General features: G+C 43.1%; 10 protein-coding genes. 9 read left to right on the top strand and 1 reads right to left on the bottom strand.

The window, feature by feature from the left end:
- Positions 1-73: 73 nt before the first annotated feature.
- From ylqF to LPAF129_RS00560, 8 genes are all read left to right on the top strand, one after another.
- The gene (gene ylqF / locus LPAF129_RS00595) at positions 74-952 is read left to right on the top strand and encodes a ribosome biogenesis GTPase YlqF (RefSeq protein WP_244053971.1); all 879 of its coding nucleotides are present in this window, start codon (positions 74-76) and stop codon (positions 950-952) included.
- Complete coding sequence (gene rnhB, locus LPAF129_RS00590) at positions 945-1,745, top strand: ribonuclease HII (RefSeq protein ID WP_373875017.1); 801 nt, start codon at positions 945-947, stop codon at positions 1,743-1,745. Before ylqF ends, rnhB begins: the two co-directional genes overlap by 8 nt.
- A 55-nt stretch (positions 1,746-1,800) precedes the next feature.
- Complete coding sequence (gene dprA / locus LPAF129_RS00585; protein WP_244053968.1) at positions 1,801-2,688, top strand: DNA-processing protein DprA; 888 nt, start codon at positions 1,801-1,803, stop codon at positions 2,686-2,688.
- Between the two features lie 82 nt (positions 2,689-2,770).
- Positions 2,771-4,891: a type I DNA topoisomerase gene (gene topA, locus LPAF129_RS00580; RefSeq protein ID WP_244053966.1), complete on the top strand. Its 2,121-nt coding sequence runs from the start codon at positions 2,771-2,773 to the stop codon at positions 4,889-4,891.
- 445 nt (positions 4,892-5,336) lie between these two features.
- Entirely contained in the window at positions 5,337-6,236 is a 900-nt protein-coding gene (gene xerC / locus LPAF129_RS00575) for a tyrosine recombinase XerC (RefSeq protein ID WP_244053965.1), read from the top strand.
- A 35-nt stretch (positions 6,237-6,271) separates the two neighbouring features.
- Positions 6,272-6,808 carry an HslVU peptidase proteolytic subunit gene (gene hslV / locus LPAF129_RS00570; protein ID WP_244053963.1) on the top strand — a complete coding sequence of 179 codons (537 nt, stop codon included), beginning with the start codon at positions 6,272-6,274 and terminating at the stop codon, positions 6,806-6,808.
- A gap of 57 nt (positions 6,809-6,865) precedes the next feature.
- A complete protein-coding gene (gene hslU / locus LPAF129_RS00565) occupies positions 6,866-8,287 on the top strand; it encodes an ATP-dependent protease ATPase subunit HslU (protein ID WP_244053961.1) in 1,422 nt (473 codons plus the stop codon).
- Positions 8,288-8,318: 31 nt separating this feature from the next.
- Positions 8,319-9,197: an aldose 1-epimerase family protein gene (locus LPAF129_RS00560; RefSeq protein WP_244053958.1), complete on the top strand. Its 879-nt coding sequence runs from the start codon at positions 8,319-8,321 to the stop codon at positions 9,195-9,197.
- 86 nt (positions 9,198-9,283) lie between these two features.
- Here the strand turns inward: LPAF129_RS00560 and plsY are convergent, their stop codons facing one another.
- Positions 9,284-9,904 carry a glycerol-3-phosphate 1-O-acyltransferase PlsY gene (gene plsY / locus LPAF129_RS00555; RefSeq protein WP_244053956.1) on the bottom strand — a complete coding sequence of 207 codons (621 nt, stop codon included), beginning with the start codon at positions 9,902-9,904 and terminating at the stop codon, positions 9,284-9,286.
- Between the two features lie 232 nt (positions 9,905-10,136).
- On the opposite strand from plsY, the gene parE reads away from it, so the two are divergent.
- Complete coding sequence (gene parE, locus LPAF129_RS00550; protein ID WP_244053954.1) at positions 10,137-12,170, top strand: DNA topoisomerase IV subunit B; 2,034 nt, start codon at positions 10,137-10,139, stop codon at positions 12,168-12,170.
- Positions 12,171-12,188: the final 18 nt, after the last annotated feature.

The raw sequence follows: 12,188 nt of genomic DNA, 5'->3' as shown, positions 1-12,188 counted from the left end.
TTCGAGCCGTGTATAATACACCATGAAAGCTTTGTGCTAGCCGTTTAACTAGCACTTTACAAGGAGGAACAGTATGGCAACTATTCAATGGTACCCTGGCCATATGGCAAAGGCTTTGCGCCAGGCCAAAGAAAATTTAAAAACAGTCGACATTGTGTTAGAACTGGTCGATGCACGTTTACCGGAATCATCACGGAACCCGGAATTAGTAAATATCTTAGAAAATAAACCGTCAATTATTATCTTAACTAAAATGGACCTGGCTGACGCTAAAGAAACCAACCGTTGGCTTAACTATTACGAAAGTACAGGTCAGCCAGCCGTAGCGGTCAACAGTGTCAATGGGTCGCTGAAAGTGATCGAACAAAAGATTTCGACAGTTTTGGCCGACAAATTAGCTAAAAGAAAAGAAAAAGGGATCATTTCCCAGAAAGTCAGTGCGATGTGTATCGGGATCCCTAATGTCGGCAAGTCAACGCTCTTAAACCATATGGTGAAAAAGAACGTCGCTATTGTCGGGGATAAGCCCGGGGTGACTAAGAGTCAGCAGTGGCTAAAAGCCGGTAAAAATCTGCAATTATTGGATACTCCCGGAATCTTATGGCCTAAGTTTGAAGATCCGTTAGTCGGCAAAAAATTAGCGTTGACCGGGGCCATTAAAGACCAACTCTTTCATGACGATGATATTGCCCTATATGCCATCGAGTTTTTTAAAGCCCATGCACCAGAAAAACTGCAAGAGCGTTACCGCTTAACCGCAGCTGAAATGGCAGATACGGATGTACAAACCTTGTTAGCGTTGACCAAAAATGCAGGTTTTCGGGATGATTATGACCGTGGAAGCCAACGGTTGATCCAAGATATTCGCAAAGAAAAATTAGGGCGGTATACCTTAGATCCTGTGCCTCAGACGATCCAAACTCCTAAAAGTGAAGTCACGCCGCATGGCTAAGGAAAATATAACGCAATTAAGTATTGCTGAACTAAAAAAAAGACTAGCACAGCTGGAACAAAACTCCCTCACCCAAGCCGCAGATTTTGCTAACGAGCTAGCGACTGATCAACGCCGGGGGGTCCAACAGTTAGTCCATAGTTTTCAGAAACGTCAAACTAAAGTGGCGCAAGCTCAAGCAGACTTTGTAAGGCGTTTGGGTTTTGAAAAAGAAGCCTGGGCTCAAGGTCGGCCATTGGTGGCAGGTATTGATGAAGTTGGCCGCGGACCTTTAGCGGGACCGGTAGTGGCAGCTGCCGTCATTTTGCCGCATGACTTTAATTTATATGAAGTTAACGATTCAAAACAGCTTAGTTTAAAGAAAAGGGAGCACTTGGCGCCTTTGATTTTAGAGCAGGCTGTTGCTGTTGGGATCGGGGTCGTGGATAACCAGACAATTGATACGATCAATATTTATGAAGCTGCTCGCCAGGCGATGAGTAGTGCTGTGAACGACCTTGGTCTACTGCCAGATCAATTACTGATCGATGCGATGGAATTAGATACTAAAATTTCTCAGAAAAAATTGATCAAAGGTGATGCACGTTCCGTTTCGATCGGTGCAGCTAGTATTATTGCAAAAACAACCCGAGATCAGCTAATGGCAGACTATGCCAAGGATTATCCGGGGTATGGCTTTGAAAAAAATGCTGGTTATGGCACCAAGGAACATTTGTTTGGCATTGAACAATTTGGCATTACGCCCCTCCATCGGCGCAGTTTTGAACCAATAAAATCTTATTTAAAAAACTAAAATCGGCTTTTTTTGCGTATCTTCTAAGATAAAGGCAAAAAAGGCGGCGATGTTAATGGATCAACGATCATTTTTATTACGAGTACACTTATGCACAGGGGTGGGAATGGCCGGAGAAAATCGGCTCTATCAATTTCTAAAAATTTATCAGCGTGCCCCGCATGCAGCGGAATTAGCCCAACTCTTTAGTGGGACACGCAGTAATTTACGGAAGTTTTTACATGATTTTCACTCTGAGAAGGTTTCCCAACAAATGGAGGCCAATCGCCGACAAACGGGGATCCTAACCATTCTTGATGACCAGTATCCACCACAGTTACGAGAAATTTATCAGCCTCCGCTGGTATTATTTTATCGTGGACAATTAAACTTATTAAAGCCGGCTAGTTTAGCAGTCGTGGGGGCGCGAAAAATGACCTCTTATGTCAATGCATTCTTGCCCGGCTTATTAGGTGAGGTGTGTGCCCAGCAAATCCCCATCGTTAGCGGTGCAGCTGCAGGCAGCGATAGCTTAGCTCATAAAATTGCGCTCAGCCATCATGCACCAACTATCGCGGTGATCGGAACCGGGCTTGATCTAGCTTATCCGCGCACCAATCAAAAACTACAGGAATTGATTGCTCAAAAGGGGCTGCTGCTAACCGAATATCCATTAGGCCAACAACCTTTACCCTATCATTTTCCTGCTCGCAACCGGATCATTGCCGGTTTATGCCGCAGTCTCTTGGTGGTTGAAGCCAAACATCACAGCGGCAGCTTGATTTCAGCCAACCTGGCCTTACAAGAAAATCGCAATGTTTTGGCCGTTCCCGGACGGATCGATAGTCCCGCGTCTGTCGGCTGTAATGAACTGATCCAGGCGGGGGCAAAACCGGTCTTATCCAGCCAAGATATTCTTGAAGATTTTTTAAATCCCTTGACAAAGCGTTCTGGAAAGGCATAACATGGTTATCGATTTCGAATAGTTAAATTACCCAGTAAAAAATAATCGTTAAAATTCAATTTAGATAAAGGAGTGGGACGTTTTGCCGACATCCACACAGCCAAAAGCCAAAACAAAAAAGAAAAAAACAACACGAAAAGTTAAAAAAAATTTAGTGATCGTTGAATCACCTTCTAAAGCTAAAACTATTGAAAAATATTTAGGTTCACGCTATAAGGTGATGGCCAGTTTAGGTCACATTCGTGATTTGCCCAAAAGTAAGATGGGTATTGACGTTGAGAATGATTACGAACCGCACTATATCTCCATTCGGGGTAAGGGCGACGTAATCAAGGAACTTCGCAAAGAAGCTAAAAAAGCCAAACATGTTTATCTCGCAGCCGATCCGGATCGTGAGGGAGAAGCAATTGCTTGGCATTTGTCTTATTTATTAGGTTTGGATCCACAAGATAAAAACCGGGTCGTTTTCAACGAAATTACGAAAGAGGCCGTTAAAAACGCCTTTAAAAATCCGCGTTCGATCGATATGGATCTAGTTGATGCCCAACAGGCGCGCCGTATTTTAGACCGCTTAGTGGGTTACTCAATTTCACCTTTATTATGGTCGAAAGTTAAAAAAGGCTTGTCAGCCGGCCGAGTTCAGTCGATCGCGTTAAACTTGATCATTTCGCGTGAAAATGAGATCAAAGCATTTGAACCAGAAGAATACTGGAACATTGATGCTAAGTTTAAAAAAGGGCGCAGTAAATTCGATGCTGCCTTTTATGGCCTAGCTGGTAAAAAAACAGCTTTGCCAAACAATGACGCGGTTCAAGAAGTCCTCAAACAAATTGATAAACAGGCTCCGTTTACTGCAAAAAAAGTGGTAAAAAAGGAACGCAAACGTTTCCCGGCTTTACCATTTACTACCTCAACCATGCAGCAAACAGCCAATAACGCCTTAAAGTTTAGAACTCAAAAGACAATGATGGTTGCTCAACAGCTGTATGAAGGAATCAACATTGGTCGAGGCGGTGCCGTGGGTTTGATCACCTACATGCGGACGGATTCGACACGGATCTCTACCATTGCTAAACACGAGGCTGCCAGTTTTATTAGTGAAACCTACGGAGCTGAATATGCTGCGACTAAACCACGTGCTGGTAAATTAGCCGAAAATGCTCAGGATGCCCATGAAGCGATTCGACCATCGTCTGTTAACCGGACACCAGCGTCATTGGAAAAGTATTTGAGTAAAGACCAGATGAAGTTATATTCTCTAGTTTGGTCACGCTTTGTTGCCAGTCAAATGACACCAGCCATTGTTGATACCGTACGGGCTGACCTCGTTCAAAATGGAGCTACTTTCAGAGCGAACGGTTCAAAAATGAAGTTTCCTGGTTATACCAAGGTATATACCGACTCGAAACGTAAAGATAATTTGTTACCAGAAATCGCTGAAGGTGATGAAGTGACTTTAGCTGCCACTGATCCGAGCCAGCATTTCACTCTGCCGCCAGCTCGCTATACTGAAGCGACTTTGATCAAAACACTCGAAGAAAATGGTGTGGGTCGACCATCAACTTATGCACCAACGTTAAATACGATTCAAAAAAGGTACTATGTTAAGTTAAGTGCCCGGAAGTTTTTACCGACTGAGCTCGGGGAAATCGTAAATTCGATGATCACCCAATGCTTCCCAGATATCTTAGACGTGACCTTTACCGCCAACCTGGAAGATGAGTTGGATGCGATCGAAGAGGGGAAGCAACAATGGGTCCAAGTGATCGACCAATTCTACCGGCCGTTTGCAAAAGAAGTTGAAAGTGCAGAACAAAAGTTGGAAAAAGTTAAGATCAAAGACGAACCAGCCGGCTTCAACTGTGAGGTCTGCGGAGCACCAATGTTGATCAAACTCGGACGCTACGGTAAATTTTACGCCTGCAGTCGTTTTCCAGATTGTCGAAACACTAAGGCTATCGTTAAAAAGATTGGAGTCACTTGCCCACAATGTCAAAAAGGTGAGATCGTTGAACGTAAATCAAAGAAGAACCGATTATTTTACGGTTGCGACCGTTATCCAGACTGTGACTTTATTTCTTGGGACCAACCAGTCGGACGGAATTGTCCGAAGTGTGACCACTTCTTAGTTTATAAGAAGTCCAAAAAAGGTGCCCAAGTTAAGTGCCCGAATGGCGATTACGAAGAAGCATTACAAAAATAAAATAACAAGTCAAAAAAAAATTAACCGTCCCGCAGTTTGTACTAGACTAAAGGACGGTTATTTTTTTAGCTTTTTTATCAGCTTCACCTCAGCTCAATGGTCTTTGTATCTTTCCGCTTGATCTGAGCCATAGTCATGGTCAGCAAAAAGCAAGCAAGAGTTTTAGTATCCAGTTCAGTTGCACTGGTAGTTTAATTTCGTTTATATCAGCCGATTTACTCAGAGGCAGCAAGAGTAAAGCGGTTTTTGGATAGCAAGTTTAAAGCATCACAAAAGATTGAGCCGAATTTTTTTAAATTAAAGTTAGCATCGTGCTAGTAAAGTGCTCCAGCCAGCCGTAGTTTGTGAAAAAATTAAGAAAATTGCAAAACCGCCGGAGTTTCCTTGACTAATTTTGACCATTATAGGAAAATACAGTTAACTTGTATTTTGAGGAGGCGACAGTTTGGAAAAAGAATGGCTCATAGAATATCAAGATTACTTAAACTACGAACGCCAATATTCTAGCGAAACCGTGAAGGCCTATCGCGATGACATTCGAGACTTTTGCCAATTCTTGGCAGAAAATGGCGGGGCCACTTCTTTTGCAGCAGTCACAGAAAAAGACGTCCACGTTTATATGAGTTATTTATACGAAAAAAATTACCGAGAAAACAGTGTTTCTCGGATGATCTCCGGTTTACGTTCCTTTTACCGTTTCTTATTAAAAAATGGTAAAGTCGACAGTAATCCTTTTATGTATGTGCAGCTTAAACGCCATTCACGGGCCTTACCGCACTTTTTTTATGAAAAGGAAATGGATGCCTTATTTGCTGCGACACAAGGCGACACTCCCATAGATCTGCGGAATAATGCCTTACTAGAGACATTATATGCCACTGGGATGCGGGTTTCGGAATGTACTGGCTTAACGATGCCTGTCGTTGACTTTGATAACCATGCCATGTTATTACATGGTAAGGGCGGTAAAGATCGTTACGTCCCCTTTGGAAAATACTGTGAACGAGCTTTAAAGAAGTACTTTTTGCAGGCTAGAGCACCGTTAATGGAAAAATACCACAAAGAACATGACTTTGTCTTTGTTAATCATTATGGGGATCCGCTAACCGCAGCAGGTGTCACTTATATTTTAAAACAGATCATGAAAAAAAGTACCTTACACACAACAATTCATCCCCATGAATTACGTCATACTTTTGCAACACATTTAATGAGCAATGGGGCAGATTTACGGGCCGTGCAAGAATTGCTTGGACACAGCAGCTTATCGACCACGCAAATCTATACGCATGTCACCACGGAAAATCTCCAAAAAAACTACCGGAAATTTTTCCCGCGTGCTTAAATAATTCAACCTAATCTTTGAGGAGGAAAACAATAATGACAACAATTTGTGCAGTCCGACACCACGGACAAACTGCCATGGCTGGCGACGGTCAGGTTACCATGGGCGAAAAAGTCATCATGAAAGGTACGGCCCACAAGATTCATAAGATCTATGATGGGAAAGTTGCCGTCGGTTTTGCCGGTACGGTTTCGGATGCCTTTAACTTAGAAGATCGTTTTGATAAAAAATTAAATCAGTATAGCGGCAATCTGCAACGGGCCGCCGTTGAACTAGCCCAGGAATGGCGCGGTGACCAGCAATTACAAAAACTGGAAGCCTTATTGATCGTGATGGATCAAGACAACCTGTTGTTAGTTTCAGGTTCTGGTGAGGTGATCGAACCGGATGAAGATGTCTTAGCCATTGGTTCTGGTGGTAATTACGCGCAAGCAGCCGCGGTGGCGTTAGTCAAACACGCTCCTGAAATGTCAGCGACCGAAATCGCCCAGGCGGCACTAGAAATCGCTGGCGACATCGATATTTTCACCAACCATAATGTGATCACAGAAACTTTAGGAAAAAAACTTTAAGCAACTGACCAATGAAGGGAGGACAGGTCAAGGTTTGAAGCCTTGACCGTCTAAAAGATGGATGCAATGGATAAAACACCAAAACAAATCGTCAAGGAACTTGATGCATATGTGATCGGCCAAGACGCAGCAAAAAAGGCAATTGCCGTCGCATTACGAAATCGTTACCGCAGAATGAAGCTACCGGCAGACATGCAAGAAGAAGTCACGCCAAAAAACTTGCTAATGATCGGACCAACTGGGGTCGGTAAAACGGAAATTGCCCGTCGGTTAGCGAAAATCGTACATGCACCATTTGTTAAAGTTGAAGCTACCAAGTTTACCGAAGTCGGTTATGTCGGCCGCGATGTGGAATCGATGGTCCGTGATCTGGTAGAATCTGCTTATCAAATGGAACAGGAACGCTTATTTAGCGAAGTTCGCAGTGAAGCAGTCGCTAACGCTGACAAACGCTTGGTGAAGCTCTTAGTCCCAGCTAAGCAAAGATCTGACCAAGAACAAGAAGAAAACTTTATGCAAATGATGAGAGATCTCCAAAATGGACATCTTCCTGCTAATGGGCACAAAGATGAAGATGATGGAAACGGGGAAGTCACGGATGCAATTCGCAATGAGCGTTTAGCAGTCAGCGAAAAACTGCGTCGGGGTCAGATGGAAAATCATGAAGTGACCATTAAAGTTGACGACCCTAGCCGCAAGAACCCCGGTTCATCCGACATGTTAAACCAAATGGGGATCGACTTGGGTGAAGCTTTGAATGCTTTAGCGCCTAAAAAGAAGGTCGAACGCACGATGGCTGTCCGCGATGCGCGTGAAGTACTAGTTCAAGAAGAATCTCAAAAATTAGTAAATACCGCTGACTTAGCCGAAGCTGCCATTCACCGTGCAGAAAATACTGGGATCATTTTTATCGATGAAATTGACAAAATTACCTCCCAGTCAAAACAAAATTCCGGTGAGGTTTCCCGTGAAGGGGTCCAACGCGATATTTTGCCAATCGTCGAAGGGTCTGCGATCAAGACTAAATACGGTCAAGTTAACACTGATCATATCTTGTTTATTGCTTCTGGAGCATTCCATGAAAGCAAGCCATCGGATCTGATTGCTGAATTACAAGGCCGTTTTCCAATTCGGGTCGAACTAGATGATCTCAGTGCGGATGATTTTGTCAAGATTTTAACCGAACCAACTAACGCCTTGATCAAACAATATATTGCCTTGATCCAGACTGACAATATCTCGGTCACTTTCACTATCGAAGCAATCCATAAAATCGCGGAAATTGCGTTTGCAGTCAACCGTGATACCGACAATATCGGTGCCCGTCGTTTACACACGATCTTAGAACGTTTGCTCCAAGATTTATTATATGAAGGCCCAGACATGCAAATGGGTGAGATTACGATCACCGAAGCTTATGTCGAAGAAAAAATTGGTAAAATTGCAGCTGATAAAGATTTAGCACACTATATTTTGTAAACTCAGACAAGAAAAAAACGGGGGAACTATCATGGCGGTTATCATTGAAAACAAACAAGTTCGTGCAGTGATCAATGAACACGGAGCAGAATTAAGCAGTTTAGTCGCTAAAGACAGCGGCATTGATTACATGTGGTCTGGCGATTCTAAATATTGGGGGCGCCACTCACCAGTTTTATTTCCAATTGAAGGTAAGTTGAAGAATGATTCCTATCATTTTGCCGGGCAAGAATACCAGATGACTCAACATGGTTTTGCCCGGGACCAAGATTTCACTGTGATTGAAAATGATGGTTCTCGCGCAGTGTTTGAGCTTACTCAAAATGAAGCAACCAAAGCCAAGTATCCTTTCGACTTCAGACTACGCTTGACCTATACTTTAACGGCGTCTGAATTAAGCTTAGATTACTCGGTTTATAATCCAGCAGAAGACAGCGACTTATATTTTGCAATCGGTGCTCACCCGGCTTTCCGGGCTCCATTGGTTCCTGGTGAAGCATATACTGATTATGAGATCGATTTTGCTCCGGCTAAGAGTCGGAAACGTGTTCCATTAGCAAATAGTTTAACTGATCCTCAAGCTGAATATGCGGTAGATGAAGCTCATTTGGCTGTTAGCCGGGAATTGTTTAAAGATGACGCGTTGATCTATAATTTGGAACAAGAAAAAACAATCATTACCTTACAAGATCAAGCTCAACAACACGGGGTCAAGATCAATACTAAGGACGCTAAGTACGTCGGTCTTTGGTCTTCATATCCGGCTGATGGTCAGTTTGTCTGCATTGAACCATGGTGGGGCTTAGCCGATCCTCAAGATGCTGATGGCGACTTGACCCATAAATTTGCGATCAATCAGTTAGCACCTAAGCAGGAGTTCCAGGCTGGCTTTTCTGTTACAGTCTTTTAAAAGATAAAAAAATAAGCTGGCTGTTTCCGCCACATTAACTGGCTGGGAAACAACAGCTTATTTTTTAGTTCATAATTAAGTGATGCTTAGTGATTCTTTTTCTGCCGGCGACGATAACCGAAGCCAAATGGAACCATATTTTCTTCGCCTCGTGCGATTCGACCGAGGTTGCTCCAATGTCTGACATACACAAAAATGGTTAGGACTAATGCCACTACTGTTAAGACCCAATCGTGGTAGAACAAAGAGCTGATCGTGATCAGGGTGAAACCGATCATACTAGCCACACTGACCATACTAGTTACGTACATGGTGATCAAAAAGATTGCCCAGGCTAATAAGAAAAATTGCCAGTTATAAATCATTAAGACCCCGACACTAGTTGCGACAGTTTTGCCACCTTTAAAATGAGCAAATAATGGGAAAGCATGCCCAAAGATAGCTGAAAGTCCAATTAATAAGGCATTCGCGTTTGAATGAAACATTAAGGGTAATAAAGCAGCTGCTGAACCTTTTAACATGTCTAGTAACAGCACAACGATCCCAGCTTTTTTACCAAGAACACGGAAAGTGTTGGTAGTCCCCATATTACCACTACCAAAATTACGGATATCTTTATTAAAGAAGATTTTCCCGATCCAGACACCGGATGGGATCGAACCTAGCAGGTAACCAATTAGAAGCATCCAAATAATATTTAAATCCACAGTTTGGCCTCCTTTCTCTTGCCTTTTAATTCTAGCAGTTTATTGAGTTAGGGGCAATTTAATTCTACGTGAAATGCTAGTAAATTTGTCGGTCATAGTGCATTACCGGCTAGTTGATTGGCAGAGGGATGACTTTACAGTGCAGCTATAAATGGGTTATGATATAAAAAGTCTGTCGGAACATTTTTAAGAATGAACCGACTTTTTAAGCGTGAAGGGATTTGAAAATTCAATGACAAAACCTAAATATAATGATGATTCGATCCAGATCCTGAAGGGACTAGAAGCAGTACGTAAGCGTCCCGGAATGTACATTGGATCAACTGATACACACGGATTACATCACCTAGTTTATGAAATTGTCGACAATGCCGTCGATGAAGCACTCTCTGGCTATGGCAAAAAGATCGATGTGACGATCCATGCCGATGACTCGATCACTGTCTGTGATTATGGTCGTGGAATGCCGGTGGGGATGCACTCTACCGGCATCCCCACCGTGGAAGTTATTTTTACCGTCTTGCATGCCGGCGGAAAGTTCGGCCAAGGCGGTTATAAGACTTCTGGTGGTCTGCATGGGGTTGGTGCATCAGTCGTTAATGCCTTATCGTCTAGCTTAACTGTCAATACTGTTCGTGATGGGGTCGAATACGAAGAAGATTTCCAAAATGGCGGTCAACCAGTGGGAACCCTTAAGAAACTAGGTAAGACCAAACGTCCTAGTGGAACCAAAGTGACTTTTAAACCGGATCCGAGCATTTTTTCGACGACCCATTACCATTATGACGTTTTAGCCGAACGGTTACGTGAATCTGCCTACCTATTGAAGGGTGTTCAGATCACATTGACTGATGAGCGCACAGATCACCAAGATATCTTTTTATATGAAGAAGGTATTAAAGAATTTGTGACCTATCTCAATGAAGACAAAGATACGATTGGCGATGTGATGTACTTTGACGGTTCCAAACAAGGGATGGAAGTCGAAGTAGCTGCTCAATATAATGATGGTTACTCCGAAAACTTGTTGTCCTTTGTCAATAACGTGCGAACTAAGGATGGCGGGACCCATGAAGCCGGAATGCGTTCAGCCTGGACCAAAGCTTTTAACGACTATGCACGCAGTGTTGGTTTGTTAAAAGAAAAAGATAAAAATATGGAAGGCAGCGACGTTCGTGAAGGATTATCAGCAGTCATTTCGGTCCGTGTTCCAGAAGAAATGCTGCAATTCGAAGGACAAACCAAAGAAAAATTGGGGACGCCGGAAGCTCGAACAATTGTCGATGGTGTTTTAGCAGAACAACTAAATTACTATTTAATGGAAAATGGGGAATTTGCCCAAAACCTAGTGCGCAAATCATTACGGGCCAGAGAAGCTCGTGAGGCAGCACGGAAAGCCAGAGATGAAAGCCGCAATGGTAAAAAACGCCGGAAAAAGGAACAACTGCTTTCTGGTAAACTAACTCCGGCTCAATCTAAAAACGCTAAGAAAAATGAACTCTTCTTAGTCGAAGGGGATTCCGCTGGCGGCTCCGCCAAGCAAGGACGCGACCGGAAGTTCCAAGCAATTTTACCTTTACGTGGAAAAGTTTTAAACACGGAACGGGCCAAGCTGCAAGATATCGTTAAAAATGAAGAGATCAATACCATGATTTATACCATTGGTGCTGGCGTTGGTGCTGAGTTTAACATCGAAGACGCTAATTATGACAAAATCGTGATCATGACCGATGCCGATACCGACGGAGCACACATCCAGATCCTATTGCTAACATTCTTTTATAAGTACATGCGTCCAATGATCGATGCTGGACGAGTTTACATCGCTTTGCCGCCTTTGTACAAACTACAAAAGAAGGTCCAAAAAAAGGACAAGATTCGCTACGCATGGACAGATGAAGAACTTGACCAGGTCAGCAAAGAAATGGGTAAAGGTTACCTATTGCAACGCTTTAAAGGTCTGGGTGAAATGAACGCTGACCAGTTATGGGAAACAACAATGAATCCAGAAACACGAACCTTAGTCCGGGTCAAAATCGATGATAATGCCTTAGCCGAAAAACGGGTCACGACATTGATGGGTGACAAAGTTGAACCACGACGAAAATGGATCGAAAAAAATGTTAAATTCTCTTTGGAAGAAGACGGAAGCTTATTGGATACTGTCGCAGTTGAGGGAGCACATGGCGATCCAACTCAGGTTTCTGAGCAGCATGAAAACTTGTTTGATCAGAAATTAGCACAGTCCAAGAATAGCAAGAAGTGAGGTGAGAGTCAGTGACAG

The organism is Ligilactobacillus pabuli, from assembly GCF_022836475.1.
GTDB lineage: Bacteria > Bacillota > Bacilli > Lactobacillales > Lactobacillaceae > Ligilactobacillus > Ligilactobacillus pabuli.
The sequence above is the reverse complement of the archived record's forward strand: the minus strand, read 5'-3'. Positions and strand labels throughout refer to the sequence as shown.

Coding starts and splice junctions, on each gene's coding strand:
- ylqF (WP_244053971.1), top strand. CDS start 74: ATGGCAACTATTCAATGGTACCCTGGCCATATGGCAAAGGCTTTGCGC.
- rnhB (WP_373875017.1), top strand. CDS start 945: ATGGCTAAGGAAAATATAACGCAATTAAGTATTGCTGAACTAAAAAAA.
- dprA (WP_244053968.1), top strand. CDS start 1,801: ATGGATCAACGATCATTTTTATTACGAGTACACTTATGCACAGGGGTG.
- hslV (WP_244053963.1), top strand. CDS start 6,272: ATGACAACAATTTGTGCAGTCCGACACCACGGACAAACTGCCATGGCT.
- hslU (WP_244053961.1), top strand. CDS start 6,866: ATGGATGCAATGGATAAAACACCAAAACAAATCGTCAAGGAACTTGAT.
- LPAF129_RS00560 (WP_244053958.1), top strand. CDS start 8,319: ATGGCGGTTATCATTGAAAACAAACAAGTTCGTGCAGTGATCAATGAA.
- parE (WP_244053954.1), top strand. CDS start 10,137: ATGACAAAACCTAAATATAATGATGATTCGATCCAGATCCTGAAGGGA.